Genomic DNA, 19,401 nt, shown 5'->3' on the forward strand with positions numbered 1-19,401 from the left:
CTATGACACCGCCGCGAATCCCGCGTCGAGCGAGGACAGGATCACATCTACATCCTCTGCACAGATGACCAGAGGCGGCGACAGAATGATATTCGGCCCCGACACGCGGATCATCGTGCCCGCGTCATAGGTTGCACGATGCACCTTGCCGACGGTCCCCTTGTCGATGGGGGTCTTGTTTGCCCGGTCAGAGACCAGTTCCAGCGCGCACATCAAGCCGTGCCCGCCACGCACGTCGCCGATCAAATCGTATTTCTCCTGCAAGGCCAGCAGCCCCGCATACATCTGCGCACCCCGTTCGGCGGCGTTGTCCTTGACCTGCAGGCGCTCGGTTTCCTTGAGGCAGGCGATTGCGGCGGCAGCCCCAACCGGATGCCCCGAGTAGGTATAGCCCGATCCGATTGCCGCACGCCCGCTGCTGTCGCTTTCGAAGACCCCGGCCACCTGTTCGGAAATCATCACTGCCCCAAAGGGGAAATACCCGTTTGTGATCGCCTTGGCGGTACACATCATGTCCGGCTGCACGCCCCAGTGGCGCGAGCCTGACCACGACCCGGTGCGCCCGAAGGCCGTGATCACCTCATCAGCGATCAGCAGGATGCCTTGTTTCGAGCAGATTTCCCGCACGCCGGGCATGAAGCTTTCATGCGGCGGAATCACACCGCCCGCGCCCAGTACCGGCTCCATGATGAAGGCCGCGATGGTCGAGGGATCCTGAAACCTGATCTCATCTTCCAGCGCGGCAAGGCACAGTTGCGCCAACCGCGCCGGATCGCTTTCGCCGAACGGATTGCGATAGGGATAAGGCGCGGGAATGTGGTGACAGCCCGACATCAAGGGTTCGTATTGGGTGCGAAAGTTGGCATTGCCGTTCACGCTTGCCCCCAGCGTATGGGTGCCGTGATAGCCCTTTTTCAGCGACAAGAATTTTACCCGCCCGGCCTCGCCCCGGATTTTGTGGTATTGCCGTGCAAGCCGCAACGACACTTCAACCGAATCTGATCCGCCTGAGGTGTAGAAAGCACGCGTCAGTCCATCCGGCGCAAAAAACGCGCGCAGCATCTCGCCCAGTTCGATCACCGCGTCGTTCGAGGTGCCGCGGAAGATCGAATAATAGGGCAGTTTGTCCAGCTGGCGCGTGATCGCCTCTTTCACCGGCGCGCAGGAGTAGCCAAGGTTCACGTTCCACAGGCCACCGACGGCATCCACCACCCGGCGCCCATCGACATCGGTGATCATAACACCCTCACCCTCGACGATGATGTCGGGCGGATTGGCCTGACTGTCGGCGGGGTGCGCCATCGGGTGCCAGACGGTGCGGGCGTTGTGTTCCTTGAGGAAATTGGCGTCTTTCATATCGGGCCTCTCGGGTCAGCGGTCCGCGGTCGGAACCGGCTCTTTCAGGGGATGGTCAGCGGGGAAGGACCCGCCCAACGACTGCGTGGCGGCCTGCGCCGCTTCGATCAGCAGGGGGCGAATCAGTGTCCATTTCTCATCTGACGCGCGCACAGCAGGAATGATGACCGCCAGTGCACCGACGGGCTGGCCAGAGGCGTCGAACAGCGCGACGCTTTCCGAGGTCACTTCATCGTCAAAGGTGCGCTCTGCCTTGCCGATTCCAGTGTCCCGGGCACTGATGATCTGCGCGCGCAGGCTTTCAGGATCAGTCTGCGTGCGGTCGGTAAAGCGCGCCATCGGGGCGGTCAGCACCCGGTCGACCAGCGCCGGGTCGGCAAATGCCAATACCGCGTGCCCCGAAGAAGTCGCGTGCAGGGGCAACATCTCGGCCTCGTCGAAATGCACCTGCGTGCCGTAACGCTTTGGGTCATCATGAAACACCGGTGACAACTGATCGCCCTGCAACAGGGAGGCATGGGCCAATTCACCGATCCGATCCGCCAGATCGGACACGATGGGCCGGATCAGCCGCCGCGCCGGATGGGTCGCCTCACGTACCGCCGAAAGCCGTAGAATCGCGGGGCCAAGACGATAGGCCCGTGTGGCCGGGTGTTGCTCCAGGAATCCGTTTTCCACCAACTCGCCCAGATGGCGATGCACCGTCGCCTTGTCACGCCGGGTCAGACGCACGAATTCGCCCAGCCCGATCTCGGGTTTCTCACGTGAGAAATAATTCAGCATTTCAAGCGCTTTCGTGATCGTTCCCATCGGTCGTTGCGCGTCCTCGGCCAGTAATCGTCCCTTCGGGCCAGACAAACGTTGACAGGTGATCATTGGATTAGCAATAATTTTTTACAACCACAGGTTCAAATAATGAACCATCCATCAGGAGGACGACCCGTGAAGAAACTGATCTCGACCGCCGCCGCGCTGGCCCTTGCGCTGCCGCTGGCCGCGCAGGCCGAATATCCGGAAAAGCCCGTCGAATTCGTGGTGCCCTGGCCTCCGGGCGATCTGGAAGACGTACTGACCCGGATGATCGCCGAGGATTTCCAGAAAGCCTATGGCGTCCCCGCCGCAGTGGTGAACAAACCCGGTGGCGGCGGCGGCCCCTTCCCCGGCGCGGTCGAAGTGGCGAACAAGCCCGGTGACGGATACACCATCGGCTCTTTCCTGATCGCCATCCCGGTCGTGGGCCCGCAACTGGGCATTCCGGCACTGAACCCTGATCCGTTCGAGCCTCTGGGCAACTTCCTCACCTACCCCTTTGTGATCGCGGTCAGCGGTGATGCCCCCTATGACGACATGGCCGGCCTGGCAGCCCACGCCAAAGACAACGACGTTGTGCTGGGCCATTTCGGCGCGCCGTTGGTGCCGACACAGGTGACCATGGCGCTGGCCAAGGAGATGGGCTTTTCCTACGCTGCCGACGCGGCCTTCGATGCGCTGGACTGCAACACGCTGGCCTCTGGCGACGTGGACGTGATCAACACCACGCTGCAGCTGATCCTGCCCTGCCTCGACAGCGTCAAGGTGCTGGCCTCGATCGGAGGGGAGCGTATCCCGCTGACGCCCGACACCCCCACCGTTGCCGAACTGGCACCCGACCTGAACGTCTCGCTGTGGAACGGTCTGTTCGTGCACAAGGACACGCCCGCCGAGGCCCGCGACAAGATCATCGCCGTCGCGCGCGAAACCGTCATGTCCGAGCGCGCGCAAAAGCTGGCCGCTGAAACCGGCGCGCTGGTCTACTGGCAGGACGCCGAGGCGGTGACAGCGCAAATCGCCAAGGACATCGAGACCATGGGCCGCATCGAAGGGATGCTGGCCGAGTGATCGGTCTTTTCGGGCGGCCCCAGTGGCCGCCCGTTTCATGACAGGGGGCAGGATTGACCAGATTCCGGACATTGAAAGCCATGTTCCGCCGCTACCGGCGGCCCGGCGATATCGTCTTTGCCTGGGTCTTTCTGGCCTTTTCGCTGATCCTACTGTCGCAAATCGCGGCAGAGACCACGTGGAAAGCCAACGGCAAGCTCTTTGCTCAGCCGCGGTTCTGGCCGGCTGTATCGCTGATCGGCATGAGCCTGTTCGCCGCACTGCACCTGATTGGCTCCGCGCTGTCCGAACGCCTGCACGGGCGCTGGCAAGAGGTCTGGACCTGGGTGCGGTCACTGGAATTCGCGGGCTGGTTTGTCCTCTACGCCATTGTCGTGCCTTTCGCGGGCTACCTGCCATCGACCGTCATTCTGGCCGTGCTGCTGCTGATCCGCTGCGGATATGGCTCGTTGAGGACGCTGGGCTGGGGCGCGCTGACGGCCTTGGCCATCGTGGTACTGTTCAAGGCGTTCCTGCAGGTCAAACTGCCCGGCGGCGCGGCGTATGAATACCTGCCCGACGGCATCCGTCAGTTCATGCTGACCTATTTCTGAAGGACCGCTTCATGGAAACGCTTTTCGCCGGGGCGGAACTTCTCATGCGCTGGGACGTGGTGGTGGCGCTGCTGATCGGCTCGATCGGCGGGGTCATCATCGGCGCGATCCCGGGTGTCGGCCCGGCTGTCGCCATCGCGATCCTGCTGCCCGCGACCTTTGCCTTTGAGCCCATTGTCGGGTTGACCATGTTGCTGGGCATCTACGGGTCCAGCATGTACGGCGGCGCGCTGCCCGCCGTCCTGATCAACACGCCCGGAACGGCGGTCAACGCGCTGACCACCTATGACGGCTATCCCATGTCCCAGCGCGGAGAGGCGCGGCGCGCCCTTTCCATCGCCTATTCGGCCAGCTTCTGGGGCGGCATATTCGGTATCTTGTGCCTGATTTTCCTGTCGCCCGTTCTGGCGCTGGTGGCGCCCATGTTCGGCTCACGTGAGATATTCCTTGCTGCGCTTCTGGGCATCATCCTTGTCGTTCTGGCCCATCGCGGTCAGGTCTTCGCCGCCGGGATGCTGGCGATGTTCGGGGTTTTCCTGCAGACCATCGGGCTGGACGCCGTCACCTATACGCAGCGCTATACCTTCGATCAGACATGGCTGGCCTCGGGCGTGAACCTGATCGTCGTGGTTCTGGGCCTGTTCGCACTGTCGCAGGCCTTTTTGCTGCTGGTGGAAAAGGACAACAGCCCCAAGGCGCAACCGCTGTCGGGCTCTCTGACCTCCGGCTTTCGCGAAGTGGCGCGGCACAAACGGGTCGCCACCGCCTCGTCCGGTATCGGGGTCCTGATGGGCATGATCCCCGGAGTGGGTGAGTTCACCGCGCAGTTTCTCAGCTACACCTACGCGCAAAAGACCTCCAAGACGCCCGAAGACTTTGGCAAGGGCGCGCCAGAGGGGCTGATCGCCTCGGAGGCGTCGAACAACGCGGTCCCTGCCGCCGCAATGATCCCGCTGCTGGCGCTAGGTATCCCGGGTGAGGCACTGACCGCCATGATGCTGTCGGTATTTTACGTCCACAACGTCATTCCCGGTCCGGCCCTGTTCCAGAACCAGTTGGACTTTGTTTACGCGCTCTACCTTGCGCTGATCCTGCTGAACGTCATCGTGATCTGCTTTCTCATGGTGTCGACCAACCTCTTGACCCGGATCATCCGCATCCCGACGCGATTCCTTGGCGTGATGATCCTTTTGCTCAGCTTTGTCGGCGTCTATAGCCTGCGCAATTCGCTGACCGATTGCATGATCGCGGCGGGTTTCGGGGTCTTCGGGCTGATCCTGAAACGGCTGAACCTGCCCATCGTGCCGATCATCCTTGGCATGGTCCTTGGCGGGATCATGGAGGTGAAGCTGCGCAGCGCCATGGCGCGGGTCAAGACCCCGTGGGACATGATCGACCGACCCATTGCCTTTATGCTCTTCCTTGCAATCCTCGGCGTGATCGCGCTGCACATCCGTACCGTGTTCCGCGAACACGCCGCCGGCGAGGCAGAGGAAGACCACGACATCCACAACACGCACATGGGGCAATAGATCATGAGCGACCGCACCATCCTGATCGTCGGCACCTATGACACCAAGGACGATGAACTGAATTACATCGCGCAGGTGATCCGCGATCAGGGCGGCAAGGTCCTGACGATGGATGTCAGTGTGCTGGGCGATCCTTCGGCCCCCTGCGACATCTCCAAACATCAGGTCGCGCAGGAAGGCGGCCACACGATCCAGGAGGCCATCGATGGGGAAGATGAGAATCGCGCCATGCAGATCATGGCAAAAGGGGCCGCGCTGCTGACTGCGCGCCTGCAGTCCAACGGAAGTATCGACGGGGTGATCGTCCTTGGCGGCACCATGGGCACCGATCTGGCGCTGGACGTCTGTTCCGCCCTACCGCTGGGCGTGCCGAAATACATCGTCTCGACCGTCAGCTTTTCCCCGCTGATCCCCGCCGAACGCCTGCCTGCCGACGTTCAGATGATCCTCTGGGCCGGGGGACTCTATGGGCTCAATTCCGTCTGCAAGGCCGCGCTTTCCCAGGCTGCCGGCGCGGTTCTGGGGGCTGCCCGCGCCGTCGAGCCTTGCCGTCGCGACCGCCCGCTGATCGGCATGACGTCCTTTGGCAAGACCGTGCTGCGCTACATGGTGACACTGAAACCGGCACTGGAAAAACGCGGCTTCGAGGTCGCGGTCTTTCATGCCACCGGGATGGGCGGCCGGGCCTTCGAAAGCCTTGCCGCACAGGGGGCTTTTGCCGCCGTCATGGATTTCGCCCCGCAGGAAGTGGGCAACCATATCATGGGCTCCACAATCACCGCAGGGGCCGATCGCATGACCAACGCGGGACAGGCTGGGATCCCGCAGCTCGTTTCCATCGGCTGCTACGACCTTGTCGATTTTGTCGGCTGGCAAGAGGTCCCGCCAAAACTCGTTGGTCAGGAGGTGCACGCCCACAACCGCCTGCTCTCCTCCGTCATGATGACCGCGGACCAGCGCCGGGACATGGCGCGCGCACTTTGTGACCGGCTGGCGCAGGCCAAGGCGCCGGTGACCATCATCTTGCCCACGCAGGGTGGCAACGAATGGGACCGCCCCGGCGGCCCGTTGCACGATGCCGATGGCCTTGCCGCCTTTATCGCCGAAATGCGCAAATGCTACCCCCCAAACGTGACCCTCACGGAACTGGACGCGCATATCAACGACGCCGCCTTTTCGGACAAGGTGTTGGAAACCTTTGACCAATGGTGCGCGGACGGTACCGTTTCCAACTGTTGACGCCCTCGCCCTCCGAGGCGTGCCGCACGAACCCGTCCGCTCAAGTCAGGGCGACATGATTGGCCTGATCCACGGCCACCTCCGGGTGCAGGGGACTGTTCCTAGGTGAACCCAGAAACCCCCACCCAAAGAAAAAGGGCGGGGAAAACCCCGCCCTCTCCCAGATCGCCGGAAGGCGATCTTATTTCTTGCGCTTTTTCGGCGGCATCAGGTCGGTGATCGTGCCTTCGAACATCTCGGCGGCAAAGTTCACCGTCTCCGACAGCGTCGGGTGCGGGTGGATCGTATGGCCAAGGTCCACCGCGTCCGCGCCCATCTCGATGGCCAGCGCCGCCTCCGAGATCAGGTCGCCCGCGTTGGTGCCCACGATGCAGGCGCCGATGATCCGGTCATCTTCGGGATCGAAAAGCAGCTTGGTCACACCTTCGGACCGCCCGTTGGACAGGGATTTGCCCGACGCCGCCCAAGGAAACACGCCCTTTTCGTACTTGATTCCCTTCGCCTTGGCGTCATTTTCCGTCACGCCGCACCAGGCGACTTCGGGATCGGTATAGGCAACACTCGGGATCAGGTTGGCGTCGAAGAACCGTTTGTGTCCGGCGCAGACTTCTGCCGCCACCTTGCCCTCGTGCACGGCCTTGTGCGCAAGCATCGGCTGGCCCACCACGTCGCCGATGGCGAAGATATGCGGCACGCCTGTGCGTTGCTGTTTGTCGACCGCGATAAACCCGCGATCATCCACAGCCACGCCAGCCTTGTCGGCATCGATCAGCTTGCCGTTGGGCTTGCGGCCCACGGCGACCAGCACCTTGTCGAAGGTATCGCTGAACTGCTCGCCCTTGTCGTCCTCGAAGGTCACTTTCAGACCCTCGTCCAACGCCTCGACCGCCGTCACCTTGGTCTTGAGGAAGATGTTCTCATACCGGCCCTTGATGCGGGTCATCAGCGGCTTGACGATGTCCTTGTCGGCGCCGGGTATGATCTGGTCCATCAGTTCGACGACTGTGATCTTCGATCCCAGCGCGTCGTAGACACAGGCCATTTCCAGGCCGATGATCCCACCGCCCAGAACCAGCATCCGTCCGGGGATGTCCGCCAGTTCCAGCGCACCGGTGCTGTCGATCACCCGCGGATCGTCATGCGGGATGAAGGGCAGCGCCACGGGCTCGGACCCGGCGGCGATGATGCACTGGTCAAAGGAAACGGTGGTCACGCCATCGTCGCCCTGAACCTCGATCATGTTAGGCCCGGTGAACTTGCCGTAGCCGCGCACAACCTGCACCTTGCGACCCTTGGACAACCCGTCCAGACCGCCGGTCAGCTTGCCGACAACGCTGTTCTTGAAGGCGCGCAGCTCGTCCAGATCGATCTGGGGTTTCGCAAAGCTGATACCATGCGCCCCCATTTCCTCAGCCTCGGTGATGACCTTGGCGACGTGCAGAAGCGCCTTGGACGGGATACAGCCCACATTCAGGCAGACACCGCCCAGCCGATCGTATTTCTCGATCAGCACGGTTTTCTTGCCAAGGTCGGCGGCACGGAAGGCCGCCGTGTAGCCACCGGGACCAGAGCCCAGAACAACCACTTCGGCATGCACGTCACCGGGGCCAGAGGCCGTGCCGGTGGCGGCGACCTGTTTTGGCGCCTCGGCGGCAGGGGCCTCCTCTTTGGGGGCCTCTGCGGCGGCGTCCGCGCCTTCCAGCACAAGGATGACCGATCCCTCGGACACCTTGTCGCCTTCGGACACGGCAATCGAAACCACCTTGCCCGCAGCGGGAGAGGGCACTTCCATCGTGGCCTTGTCCGACTCCAGCTCTACCAGCGGGTCTTCTTCCTTGACCACGTCGCCCACGCTGACCAGCACGGAAACCACGGGCACGTCGGTGAAATCACCGATATCAGGTACTTTGACGTCCATCGTGTTCACCTCACCACATCAACTTGCGCATGTCGCCCAAGAGCGTCTTGAGCGTCACGGTGAACCGCGCGGCCAAGGCGCCGTCGACGGCACGGTGGTCATAGGACAGCGACAGCGGCTGCATCAGGCGCGGAACGAATTCCTCACCGTTCCAGACCGGCGCCATCTTGGACCGGGTCAGGCCAAGGATCGCCACCTCGGGCGCATTCACGATGGGTGTGAACGAGGTGCCGCCGATCCCGCCAAGCGACGAGATGGTGAAGGTTGCACCCTGCATGTCCTTGGACTTCAGGTTGCCCTCACGCGCGGCCTTGGACAGCTCCATCAGCTCTTTGGAGATATCGACCAGACCCTTGCGATCCGCGTCCTTGATCACCGGGACCATCAGGCCGTTCGGCGTGTCCGCCGCAAAGCCGATGTTGTAGAAGTCCTTCTTGATCAGCTTGTCGCCGTCGGGATGGATCGACGAGTTGAATTCCCAATGGGTTTTCAACGCGCTGACCGACGCCTTGATGACAAAGGACAACAGCGTGACGCGATAGCCGTTTTCCTTTGCGTGGGTGTCCATCTCCTTGCGGTATTTGTCCAGCTCGGTGATGTCAGCCTCATCGTTGTGGGTGACATGCGGGATGTTCAGCCACGACCGGTGCAGCGCAGGGCCAGAGATCTTCTTGATGCGGGGCATCTCGATCTCTTCGATGGGGCCAAACTTGGAGAAATCCACCGTCGGGATCGGAGGAATGCCCATGCCGCCGGACACGGCACCACCGGCGGCCGCCGCCGGAACGGTCTGTGCCTTCAGCGCCTTTTCCACGTCCTCGCGCAGGATGCGGCCCTTGCGGCCCGATCCGTTCACCTTGTTCAGGTCAACCTCGACCCGGCGTGCATAGGCGCGCACGGACGGAGAGGCGTGGACCTTGGAGAACCCCGCGTCCGTCACCGGCGCGGGCGCAGGAGCCGCCGCAGCAGGGGCCGCCGCAGGCGCAGCAGCCGCAGCGGGTGCGGCTGCCTTGGGTTCTTCCTTGGCCGCCGGGGCGCCTGCGCCTTCGACGATCAGGATCACCGATCCTTCGGACACCTTGTCACCCTCGGCGACCTTGATTTCCTTCACCACACCGGCGGCAGAGGACGGCACTTCCATCGTTGCCTTGTCGGATTCCAATTCGACGATCGGGTCTTCTTCGGCAATCGTGTCGCCGACGCTCACCAGGACGGTCACCACCGGCACATCGCTGAAATCGCCGATATCCGGCACTTTAACTTCTACAGTCATTCGTCAGTTCTCCTCGTGCCGCGTATCAGACCAGACGCGGGTTCGGCTTGCCGCCGTCGATGTCGTATTTCTTCAGTGCCGCTTCCAGATCCTTGTCGGAAACGACGCCCTCGCGGAACAGATCCACCATCGCGGCAGCCGCGATATGGTTTGCATCCACCTCAAAGAAACGGCGCAGGTTCACCCGGCTGTCCGAGCGGCCAAAGCCGTCGGTGCCAAGAACGGTAAAGCGCTGCTTGACCGCGCCCCGGACCTGTTCTGCGTAGTTCTTCATGTAGTCGGTGGCCACGATGATCGGCCCCTGCGCGTTGGTCAGCGTCTGGGTGATGTAGGGCACCCGCTCTTCCGCGAAGGGGTTGAGGCGGTTGTGACGCTCACAGTCCTGATAATCGCGGGCCAGTTCGTTGAACGAGGTCGCCGACCAAATGTCCGAGGTGACGCCAAAGTCGTCCTCAAGCATCTGTGCCGCCTTGATCGCCTGCACGAGGATCGTGCCAGAGCCCATCAGGTTGACGTGCTTCTTGGCCGGCTTGGCCGTCTTCTTGAAGCGGTACAGACCTTTGATGATTCCCTCTTCAGAGCCCATCGGCATGTCCGGGTGCTGATAGTTCTCGTTCATCAGCGTCAGGTAGAAATAGACGTCTTCCTGATCGACGAACATCCGCTGCAACCCGTTCTGCACGATCACCGCGACCTCATAGCTGAAGGTCGGGTCATAGCTGATGCAGTTCGGGATGGTCCCGGCAAGGATATGGCTGTGGCCGTCCTCGTGCTGCAGGCCTTCGCCGTTCAGCGTGGTCCGCCCCGCGGTGCCGCCCAGCATGAAGCCGCGTGCACGGCTGTCGCCCGCCGCCCATGCCAGATCGCCGATCCGCTGGAACCCGAACATCGAGTAGTAGATGTAGAACGGGATCATCGGAACGCCGTGGTTGGAATACGCGGTCGCCGCCGCGATCCAGTCAGCCATGGCGCCGGCCTCGTTGATGCCTTCCTGAAGCACCTGACCGCTTTCCGATTCCTTGTAGTAGGACATCTGATCCCGGTCCTGGGGCGTGTATTGCTGGCCCTTCGGGTTGTAGATGCCGACAGAGCGGAACAGGCCTTCCATCCCGAAGGTGCGGCTTTCGTCCGGCACGATCGGAACGACCTGTTTGCCGATCTTCTTGTCACGCAGCAGCGTGGTCAGGATGCGGACAAAGGCCATCGTGGTGGAGATTTCGCGGTCGCCGGTCGATTCCAGCTGCCCCTTGAAGGACTCAAGCCCCGGAATTTCCAGCTTGGGCGATTCCGTTTCCCGCTTGGGGAAGGCGCCGCCCAATTCCTTGCGGCGTTCAGCCAGGTAGGCCTTTTGCGCGTTGTTCAGCGCGACAAAGGGAATGTCCTTTTCCAGCTCTTCGTCCGTGACCGGGATCTTGAACCGGTCGCGCATGGCCTTCAGCTGATCCAGCTGCATCTTCTTCTGCTGGTGGGTGGTGTTCTGGCCTTCGCCAGCGGTGCCCATGCCATAGCCCTTGACCGTCTTGACCAACAGGACGGTCGGCTGGCCTTCGGCCTCGGTCGCGCGTTTGAAGGCGTTGTAGACCTTTTTCGGATCGTGACCGCCGCGGCGCAGGGCCCAGATCTGATCGTCGGTCCAGTCCTTCACCAGTTCCGCCGTCTCCGGGTACTTGCCAAAGAAATGCTTGCGGATGTACGCACCGTCCTTCGATTTAAAGGTCTGGTAGTCGCCGTCGATGGTCTCATCCATCAACTGGCGCAGCTTGCCCGAGGTATCCTGCTCGAGCAGTTGATCCCAGCCACGCCCCCAGAGCAGCTTGATCACGTCCCAGCCGGAGCCGCGGAAGTTGCCCTCAAGCTCCTGTACGATCTTGGAGTTGCCGCGCACCGGCCCGTCCAGACGTTGCAGGTTGCAGTTCACAACGAAGATCAGGTTGTCCAGCCCCTCGCGCGCTGCCAGATGGATCGCACCCAGCGATTCCGGCTCGTCCATTTCACCGTCGCCGAGGAAGGCCCAGACCTTGCGGTCCTGTTTTTCGATCAGGCCCCGGTTCTCGAGGTACTTCATGAAGCGCGCCTGGTAGATCGCCATCAGCGGGCCGAGTCCCATGCTGACGGTCGGGAACTGCCAGTATTCCGGCATCAGCCAGGGGTGCGGGTAAGATGACAGGCCCTCGCCCGAAACCTCTGAACGGAAGTTCTTCATCTGATCTTCGGACAGACGGCCCTCCATAAAGGAGCGCGCGTAGATGCCCGGAATCACGTGGCCCTGAAAAAATACAAGGTCACCGCCGTGGATCGCGGATTTCGACCGCCAGAAATGGTTCAGGCCGATGTCATATAGCGCAGCGGAAGAGGCAAACGACGCGATATGCCCGCCGTATTCGCTCGATTCCTTGTTGCGCTTGACCACTGTCGCCATGGCGTTCCAGCGGTTGATGGTGCGGATGCGCCATTCCATCTCGGTGTCGCCGGGAATGTCGATCTCGTCATCCGGCGAAATGGTGTTCTGATAGGGGGTGGTGGCGGAAAACGGCAGCTTGGCCCCCGCCGCACGCGCCCGTTGTACCGCCTTGTCCAGAAGATAATGCGCGCGGTCGGCACCGTCGCGTTCAATCACATCCTCGATCGCGTCCTGCCATTCCTGGCTTTCGACGGGATCGACGTCCTGGGGGGTGTCTTTCATAGGCCCTCTTCCCTTCTGCGCGCCACCGTGGCGCAATATGGTTCAACCTTAAACAAATTGGGAGATTGCGGGAACTGACGCACGTATTGGCGCCCTGCCACGTTCCTCCCAACGCTTAGGGTGTCGTTTATCAGCGCTGTGGACGTTACGGCAGTCGCATGAGTGCATAACGTCCATGCGCTGGATGCATGGCAATTGTTTAGATCTAAACGATCTACCGAGCGTAAGGACACCTCCTCCCTCACCCCAGTGCGGGGCATGTGTCATATTCGCCGGACGCGGACACGACAGTGCCCTGCATGCGTCCCGGTTCCTTCGCTCCCCCGTGATTCTCTTTTCAGTATAACCCCTTGGACCCCAATTGGTTCAAGCGTCTATCCAAATTCAGTTTGGGCGCTAACATGACATGAGTTTTGATCGCGGCATAGACCCCAATTCGGGGCGCCACATACGTGGCCCCAACAAGGTTCGACCGACAAAAGGGAGTACCGGACGCCGGTTATTCGGCCGGATCGGTCAGGCGCAGCACCCGGCTGGGCGCCGATTCTTCCATGTCCTCGAAATCAAACCGGTCCAGCCGGTGCGCACGCTTGCCCGCCTTGTCGGCGCTGATCTTGATTTCCTCGATATCGCGGGCGGCCTGCCCGAAATGGCGGTCAAGGTTGGCCACCCGGCCCGACAGCCGCTCGACATCGCCGTACAACAGGGACAGCTCCCGCCGGATCGCGCCGGCCTGCTCTTTCATCCGGGCATCCTTCAGCACCGCCCGCATGGTGTTCAACGTCGCCATGCAGGTCGTCGGCGAAACGATCCAGACGCGAGCGTCGAACCCCTCGCGCACCACTTCGGGAAAATGCGCGTGCAATTCCGCATAAACGGCTTCGGACGGCAGGAACATCAGCGCGCCATCTGCTGTCTCGCCCTCGATGATGTAGCGGTCCGAGATGTCGCGGATGTGCTTGCGCACCGACAGCCTGAACGCCTGCGCCGCCCGTGCACGCCCATCCTGCCCTTCGGCACGGCGCAAGGCCTCGTAGCCCTCCAGCGGAAACTTGGCGTCCACGGCAATCGGTCCCGGCGGCTGCGGCAGGTGGATCAGGCAGTCCGCCCGCCGCCCGTTCGACAGCACTGCTTGCCAAGTATAGCCATCCGCAGGCAACGCCCGGCCGACGATTTCGCGCAACTGGATTTCGCCAAAGGCACCACGCGTTTGTTTGTTGGACAGGATATCCTGCAGGCCCAGAACGTCGCCCGACAGCTTGGTGATATTGGCCTGCGCCTTGTCGATGGCCTGCAAGCGTTCCTGCAATTCACCCAGACTGCGTGCCGTGCGCCGGGCAGAACCATGCAACGACTCGCCCATCCGCTCCTGCACCTCGGCTAACCGCCGTTCCATCATCTCCAGCATGGCGGTCTGGCTGCCCACCTGCGCCTCTGACACATGATGCAGCCCGCCGGCCAGCCGTTCCTGCCCATCCGACAGCCCCTGAACCCGCGCCGACAGGTGGCTGACATGTTGTAGCAGCGGCTCGGACAGCCGCGCCGCCCTCCGCGCCCCGCGCGCCGCCTGCCAGAGCAGAAACAGTACCAACAAGGCAAAAGCCGCCGCGCCCAGCGGCGCTAATGTTTGCGGATCGTCCAGCGAATAGGTTGCCCCGCCGATCTGAATCATGTGCGGCCGAACAGCCGTTCGATGTCCGTCAGCTTCAGTTCCACATAGGTCGGCCGCCCGTGGTTGCACTGCCCCGAATGCGGCGTCGCCTCCATTTCGCGCAACAGAGCGTTCATTTCCTCGGCGCGCATCACCCGGCCAGAGCGGACAGAGCCATGGCAGGCCATGCGCGACAGGATGGCTTCGATCCGTTCCTGCAACAGCCCGCTGCTGCCAAGGTCCGACAGTTCGTCCAAAATGTCGTGGATCAGAGCCTCTGCGTTGACCTCTCCAAGGATGGCGGGCGTCTCGCGCACCGCCACCGCGCCGTTGCCAAAGGGTTCGATGCGCAGGCCCATACGCTCCAGATCCTCGGCCCGTGCCAGCAACTGGGCCGCGTCATCCGCTGACAGGTCCACCACCTCGGGGATCAGCAGCCCCTGCGCGGGAACGCCCTTGTCGGCCATCTGCTTCTTGAGCTTTTCGTAGACCAACCGCTCATGCGCGGCGTGCTGGTCGACGATCACAATGCCGTCCTCGGTCTGGGCGATGATGTAATTCTCATGCACCTGCCCACGCGCCGCGCCAAGCGGATGGGAAAGCGGCGCGTCCACATCGGCATAGTGCGGGTCCGGAACGGATGGCGGCATGGTGTCCACTACGCGCCCGGAATAGCTGTCCCGGAAATCGGCAAAACCTGGCGCTTGCGCCGTGTAGCTGACCTGCCGCGCCCCCAGAGAGGGGCGATCCATCTGGTAAATGCGCGGCGTCTCTGGTGCCTCCGGCCGCATTGCGCCCAGAGTCGCGCCCGCCACCGTGGTGGAGGCGCGGTGCCCGGCCTCTGCCAGGGCATGCCGCAGGGCCGATACGATCAGCCCGCGCACCACACCCGGTTCGCGAAAGCGCACCTCGGATTTCGCCGGATGCACGTTCACGTCCACCCGGTGCGGATCAACATCCACGAACAAGGCCACCGCCGGGTGACGGTCACGCGACAGGAAATCCTGATAGGCCCCGCGCAGCGCCCCGATCAGCGTCTTGTCCTTGACCGGGCGGCCATTAACGAACAGGAACTGCGCCACCGCGGCGCCCCGGGAATATGTGGGCAGCGCTGCGTATCCGGTCAGCCGCACCTCTTCTCGTTCTGCGTCGATCGCCAGCGCGTTGTCGACAAATTCCGCCCCCATGATCCGGCCCAGCCGCCCACGCAGCGCGTCGAACAGATCGCCGGTTTCCGGCTCTACCCGAAAAGTGACGCGCTCTTGCCCCCCGCCCACGTCGCGCAGGGTGAAACCGACCGAGGGCTCCGCCATGGCCAGCCGTTTTACCGTGTCCGAGATCGCCTGCATCTCTGCCCGGTCCGAGCGCAGGAATTTCAGCCGCGCCGGGGTGGCAAAGAAAAGATCGCGCAGGGTGACCACCGTGCCGGCGTTCAGCGCGCAAGGTTTCACCGCGGACATCTGCCCGCCGGAAACCGTAATCTCTGCCGCCGCCTCGCCGCTTGCGCGGCTCTGCACGGTCAGGCGCCCCACGGCACCAAGAGAGGGCAATGCCTCTCCGCGAAAGCCGAAGGAGTGGATGTTCAGCAGATCCGTCCCGTCGATCTTTGAGGTGGCGTGCCGCGACAGGGCCAGCGGCAGGTCGTCGGTGCTCATCCCGCAACCGTCGTCGCTCACCCGGATGAGCGTCTTTCCGCCGTCGGCCACGTCGATCTGCACCCGCCGCGCTCCGGCATCTATGGCATTTTCGACAATTTCCTTCACCGCAGAGGCAGGGCGTTCCACCACCTCACCAGCGGCGATGCGGTTGATGGCAGCCTCATCCAACTGTCGGATTTGCGGGCGGATATTGCGGTCTACCGTGTTCATGACACAAGACTTAGCAGACCCACCTTGATTCTGAAAAGGGGTCCTGAAACGTGCAGGCTAACCGTTACAGATGCGTTCACGAAATACGACGAAGGTATCGAAATATTTGAACACGAGGAACCTTTTATTCGAAAGATTGTTGCGTTAATGATTGCAACAGTCAAATGAACGGAGTCAGACATGTTGGTTCCCTTGATCACCTTCGAAACCATCGCAGCACTGTATGGCGAGTGTTTCGCCCGGACGTTCTTTCGCCCGGTATCGGCCATCAAGAAATCCCGATAAATTTCTGCTCCCCGGCGCATAGCCGGGGAGGGGCCGACCGGCCCGTCCGATCCGCCGAACGCCATCACCGCCCGGCCCTCTCGTTTGTTGAACGTCCTCGTTTACGGTTAACCTGCCGTTTGCTGCGCTTCGCAACACGGTTCCGGGCACCCGGGAACAGATCCGTCTGCACCGCGTTGACATTCTGACATCAGAATACTTCAGCAGGACAAAGGACGAGATCACAGGATGTTCAAACGTCACAGCCCGTCTACCGGCCCCGGCTCCCCGGATGTCACCGGCTTTTACGACGTCGATACCGGCTCCATCATGTATGTGGCCGCAGATCCCGCGACCGGGCAGGCCGCGCTGATCGATGTTGTGCTGGACTTCGACCCAGCACATGCCCGCACCCGCACCGACAGTGCCCGCGAGGTGCTGGATTTCGTGCAGGCGGAGGGCCTGACAGTGGCCTGGGTGCTGGACACTCACCCCCACGCCGATCACCTCATGGCCTCGGCGTGGCTCAGGGAACAGACCGGCGCACCCAATGCCATCGGCGAAAAGGTGGGCGAGATCGCCTCGCTCTGGCGCGAAATCTACAACCTCCCGGACGCTTTTCAGCCCGACCGGGATTTTGACCACCTGTTTGCCGATGGCGACAGCTTTGAAATTGGTGAGTTGCCCGTGCGTGTGATGCTTTCCCCCGGTCACACGCTTGGCTCCATCACCTATGTGGTCGGCGACGCGGCCTTTGTGCATGACACCTTCATGCATGTCGATGCCGGAACTGCCCGCGCGGATTTTCCCGGAGGCTCCTCCGCCGATCTGTACCGATCGCTCATGCAGATCCTCGCTTTGCCGGACCAGACCCGCCTTTTCGTTGGCCATGACTATCCGCCGGTCAAAAACCGCGAAGACCCCGCATGGGAGGCGACGGTTGCCGACCATCGTGCCAACAATCCGCATGTCGGCGGCGGCACAACAGAGGCGGACTTTCGCAAGCTGCGCGATGAACGGGATGCCTCGCTCTCCCTGCCGGACCGGATGCTGTTCGCCTTGCAGGTCAACCTGCGCGCGGGACGGCTTGCCCCTGCAGAGCCGGACGGCCACAGTTATTTCAAGATCCCGGCCAACAAGTTCTGAGGACACCAATATGAAGACCGAAACAGTCGGAGACGCGATTTTCGAAACCTGGACAGTCGACGAAGTCGCCAAGGGAATAGCGGACAAATCCATCGTTCTGATCGATGTGCGCACGCCGCAGGAGTACATGTTCGAGCACATCGAAGGCGCGCTGCTGATGCCGATGGCCTTTTTCAAGGCGGACGCCCTGCCGGGACAATCCGACAAGCGGATCGTCTTTCACTGCGGATCCGGGGCGCGCTCTGAACGGGTGGCGCGGGCAGCCATCGATGCCGGGCTCCACCAGATTGCGCATATGGATGGCGGGTTCGGCGCGTGGAAAGCCGCCAAACAGGCTTATATCGGCACCAATATGGGCACTGGCGCGCCCCAGCGCGTGGGCTGAACCCGCAAGTAGGGGCCAAGGGCGGGTCTACACCCGCCCAATCAAGCGTGATCAGCCGGCCTGCATCAGGCCATCGGCCTTCAGTTTTTCATGTGCCTCATCAAGGCTCAGCCGCGCCCGCTCGATCAGGACGTCGATTTCTTCCTTAGAGATGACCAGGGGCGGTGAGATGATCATGCGGTCGCCGACATGGCGCATGATCAGGTTGTTCGCGAAGCAACGTTCCCGCGTGATGAACCCGGCGGTGCCTGCCTCGCCCGCAAACGGCGCGCGCGTCACCTTGTCAGGCGTTAGTGCGAGGCTTCCCATCATGCCGACAATTCTGACTTCTCCCACCAAGGGATGATCGGACAGGCTTTCGAAGCGTTCCTTCAGGTAGGGCGCGGTTTCATTGCGCACCTTTTCGACGATGCCCTCATCTTTGAGGATGCGCAGGTTTTCCAGCGCCACGGCACAGGCGACCGGGTGGCCGGAATAGGTGTAGCCGTGGTTGAACTCTGTATTCTCGATCACCTTGGCCACCTCGTCGCTGACGATGGAGGCTCCGATCGGCTGATAGCCCGAGGACAACCCCTTTGCGACGGTCATGATGTCGGGACGGATACCCATGGTCTGGCTGCCAAACCAGTTGCCGGTGCGGCCAAAACCGCAGATCACTTCATCCGCGATCAGCAGGATGCCGTATTTGTCGACAATCCGCTGAATCTCGGGCCAGTAGGTTTCCGGCGGAATAATCACACCGCCCGCGCCCTGCACCGGCTCCGCGATAAAGGCGGCGACCTTTTCCGGACCGATTTCGAGGATCGCCGTTTCCAACTGCTGCGCGCGCTCCAACCCGAACGCCTCGGGCGTGTGATACCCGCCCTCGGAGTACCAGTGCGGTTGGTCGATGTGGTGAATGCCCGGGATCGGCATGCCGCCCTGCGCGTGCATGCCCTTCATACCGCCAAGGCTGCCGGAGCCGACCGAAGACCCGTGATAGGCGTTCCAGCGCGAGATGATGACCTGACGTTCGGGCTGTCCCTTTTCGGCCCAGTAGGTGCGGACCATGCGCAGGTTGGTATCGTTCGCTTCTGATCCGGAGCCCGCGAAAAAGACGTGGTTCAAATCGCCTGGCGCCAGTTCCGCCAGTTTGGCTGCAAGGTTCAGCGCAGGCACATGCGTGGTCTGGAAGAAGGTGTTGTAGAACGGCAGTTCCTGCATCTGGCGATGCGCGGCATCTGCCAGTTCGGTCCGGCCATAGCCCACGTTCACGCACCACAGCCCCGCCATTCCATCGAGGATGCGATTGCCCTCGCTGTCGGTCAGCCAGCATCCGTCTGCGCGCGTGATCACCCGCGCCCCCTTTTCAGCCAGACCGGCGCCATGCGTGAAGGGATGCATGTGATGCGCGGCGTCCAATGCCTGCAGTTCTGCGGTGGGGGAATTGGGGGTGAGGATGGTCATCCGAAGGCTCCTGAAGCGGTCGCGTCGACAATATGATCAAATCATGGATTGTCAATCGAATCAGGGTGCCCGCACCCCGGCGAGAGCGTCCCATATCTGAGGGGGCCCTTCCGCAGAAAAGTCAGCGGCGACACCCGTGTAAACGCGGCAGAAAGTTCAAATGACCCGG

The 19,401-nt window shown here is 62.2% G+C and carries 14 protein-coding genes; 6 read left to right on the forward strand and 8 right to left on the reverse strand.

Features of this window, described 5'->3' with window-relative positions; all coding sequences use genetic code 11:
• Complete coding sequence (locus ACTXGA_RS12455; RefSeq protein WP_443394091.1) at window positions 1-1,356, reverse strand: aminotransferase class III-fold pyridoxal phosphate-dependent enzyme; 1,356 nt, start codon at window positions 1,354-1,356, stop codon at window positions 1-3.
• Between the two features lie 15 nt (window positions 1,357-1,371).
• A complete protein-coding gene (locus ACTXGA_RS12460; RefSeq protein ID WP_443394093.1) occupies window positions 1,372-2,166 on the reverse strand; it encodes an IclR family transcriptional regulator in 795 nt (264 codons plus the stop codon).
• 105 nt (window positions 2,167-2,271) lie between these two features.
• Between ACTXGA_RS12460 and ACTXGA_RS12465 the strand changes: the two genes are divergently transcribed.
• From ACTXGA_RS12465 to ACTXGA_RS12480, 4 genes are read left to right on the forward strand one after another with little or no spacing between them, the layout of a single operon-like run.
• The gene (locus ACTXGA_RS12465; RefSeq protein ID WP_443394095.1) at window positions 2,272-3,234 is read left to right on the forward strand and encodes a tripartite tricarboxylate transporter substrate binding protein; all 963 of its coding nucleotides are present in this window, start codon (window positions 2,272-2,274) and stop codon (window positions 3,232-3,234) included.
• 53 nt (window positions 3,235-3,287) lie between these two features.
• Window positions 3,288-3,827 carry a tripartite tricarboxylate transporter TctB family protein gene (locus ACTXGA_RS12470; protein WP_443394097.1) on the forward strand — a complete coding sequence of 180 codons (540 nt, stop codon included), beginning with the start codon at window positions 3,288-3,290 and terminating at the stop codon, window positions 3,825-3,827.
• 11 nt (window positions 3,828-3,838) lie between these two features.
• Window positions 3,839-5,359 (forward strand): tripartite tricarboxylate transporter permease, encoded by a 1,521-nt coding sequence (locus tag ACTXGA_RS12475; RefSeq protein ID WP_443394099.1) that lies wholly within the window; start codon window positions 3,839-3,841, stop codon window positions 5,357-5,359.
• A gap of 3 nt (window positions 5,360-5,362) precedes the next feature.
• Window positions 5,363-6,598: a Tm-1-like ATP-binding domain-containing protein gene (locus ACTXGA_RS12480; RefSeq protein ID WP_443394101.1), complete on the forward strand. Its 1,236-nt coding sequence runs from the start codon at window positions 5,363-5,365 to the stop codon at window positions 6,596-6,598.
• A gap of 181 nt (window positions 6,599-6,779) precedes the next feature.
• On the opposite strand, the gene lpdA is transcribed toward ACTXGA_RS12480, so the two are convergent.
• From lpdA to mutL, 5 genes are all read right to left on the reverse strand, one after another.
• Window positions 6,780-8,516, reverse strand: a complete 1,737-nt coding sequence (gene lpdA, locus ACTXGA_RS12485; protein ID WP_443394103.1) for a dihydrolipoyl dehydrogenase — start codon at window positions 8,514-8,516, stop codon at window positions 6,780-6,782.
• A 10-nt stretch (window positions 8,517-8,526) separates the two neighbouring features.
• The gene (gene aceF, locus ACTXGA_RS12490; RefSeq protein ID WP_443394104.1) at window positions 8,527-9,789 is read right to left on the reverse strand and encodes a dihydrolipoyllysine-residue acetyltransferase; all 1,263 of its coding nucleotides are present in this window, start codon (window positions 9,787-9,789) and stop codon (window positions 8,527-8,529) included.
• 25 nt (window positions 9,790-9,814) lie between these two features.
• Complete coding sequence (gene aceE / locus ACTXGA_RS12495) at window positions 9,815-12,472, reverse strand: pyruvate dehydrogenase (acetyl-transferring), homodimeric type (RefSeq protein ID WP_443394106.1); 2,658 nt, start codon at window positions 12,470-12,472, stop codon at window positions 9,815-9,817.
• Window positions 12,473-12,971: 499 nt separating this feature from the next.
• The gene (locus ACTXGA_RS12500; protein ID WP_443394108.1) at window positions 12,972-14,144 is read right to left on the reverse strand and encodes a DNA recombination protein RmuC; all 1,173 of its coding nucleotides are present in this window, start codon (window positions 14,142-14,144) and stop codon (window positions 12,972-12,974) included.
• Window positions 14,141-15,991 (reverse strand): DNA mismatch repair endonuclease MutL, encoded by a 1,851-nt coding sequence (gene mutL / locus ACTXGA_RS12505; protein ID WP_443394110.1) that lies wholly within the window; start codon window positions 15,989-15,991, stop codon window positions 14,141-14,143. The genes ACTXGA_RS12500 and mutL overlap by 4 nt, the downstream gene beginning before the upstream one ends.
• Before the next feature lie 513 nt (window positions 15,992-16,504).
• On the opposite strand from mutL, the gene ACTXGA_RS12510 reads away from it, so the two are divergent.
• Window positions 16,505-17,401 carry an MBL fold metallo-hydrolase gene (locus ACTXGA_RS12510; protein ID WP_443394112.1) on the forward strand — a complete coding sequence of 299 codons (897 nt, stop codon included), beginning with the start codon at window positions 16,505-16,507 and terminating at the stop codon, window positions 17,399-17,401.
• Between the two features lie 10 nt (window positions 17,402-17,411).
• Window positions 17,412-17,786, forward strand: a complete 375-nt coding sequence (locus ACTXGA_RS12515; protein ID WP_443394113.1) for a rhodanese-like domain-containing protein — start codon at window positions 17,412-17,414, stop codon at window positions 17,784-17,786.
• Between the two features lie 51 nt (window positions 17,787-17,837).
• Here ACTXGA_RS12515 and ACTXGA_RS12520 read toward each other — a convergent pair whose 3' ends face one another.
• Entirely contained in the window at window positions 17,838-19,232 is a 1,395-nt protein-coding gene (locus ACTXGA_RS12520; protein WP_443394115.1) for an aspartate aminotransferase family protein, read from the reverse strand.
• Window positions 19,233-19,401 lie beyond the last annotated feature (169 nt).

The organism is Antarctobacter jejuensis (assembly GCF_052266595.1).
GTDB classification, from domain to species: Bacteria; Pseudomonadota; Alphaproteobacteria; order Rhodobacterales; family Rhodobacteraceae; genus Antarctobacter; species Antarctobacter jejuensis.

Bases quoted from the DNA above. Each gene is read 5' to 3' on its own strand.
- ACTXGA_RS12455 (WP_443394091.1), bottom strand. From the start codon at position 1,356: ATGAAAGACGCCAATTTCCTCAAGGAACACAACGCCCGCACCGTCTGG.
- ACTXGA_RS12460 (WP_443394093.1), bottom strand. From the start codon at position 2,166: ATGGGAACGATCACGAAAGCGCTTGAAATGCTGAATTATTTCTCACGT.
- ACTXGA_RS12465 (WP_443394095.1), top strand. From the start codon at position 2,272: ATGAACCATCCATCAGGAGGACGACCCGTGAAGAAACTGATCTCGACC.
- ACTXGA_RS12475 (WP_443394099.1), top strand. From the start codon at position 3,839: ATGGAAACGCTTTTCGCCGGGGCGGAACTTCTCATGCGCTGGGACGTG.
- ACTXGA_RS12480 (WP_443394101.1), top strand. From the start codon at position 5,363: ATGAGCGACCGCACCATCCTGATCGTCGGCACCTATGACACCAAGGAC.
- lpdA (WP_443394103.1), bottom strand. From the start codon at position 8,516: ATGGACGTCAAAGTACCTGATATCGGTGATTTCACCGACGTGCCCGTG.
- aceF (WP_443394104.1), bottom strand. From the start codon at position 9,789: ATGACTGTAGAAGTTAAAGTGCCGGATATCGGCGATTTCAGCGATGTG.
- aceE (WP_443394106.1), bottom strand. From the start codon at position 12,472: ATGAAAGACACCCCCCAGGACGTCGATCCCGTCGAAAGCCAGGAATGG.
- ACTXGA_RS12500 (WP_443394108.1), bottom strand. From the start codon at position 14,144: ATGATTCAGATCGGCGGGGCAACCTATTCGCTGGACGATCCGCAAACA.
- mutL (WP_443394110.1), bottom strand. From the start codon at position 15,991: ATGAACACGGTAGACCGCAATATCCGCCCGCAAATCCGACAGTTGGAT.
- ACTXGA_RS12510 (WP_443394112.1), top strand. From the start codon at position 16,505: ATGTTCAAACGTCACAGCCCGTCTACCGGCCCCGGCTCCCCGGATGTC.
- ACTXGA_RS12515 (WP_443394113.1), top strand. From the start codon at position 17,412: ATGAAGACCGAAACAGTCGGAGACGCGATTTTCGAAACCTGGACAGTC.
- ACTXGA_RS12520 (WP_443394115.1), bottom strand. From the start codon at position 19,232: ATGACCATCCTCACCCCCAATTCCCCCACCGCAGAACTGCAGGCATTG.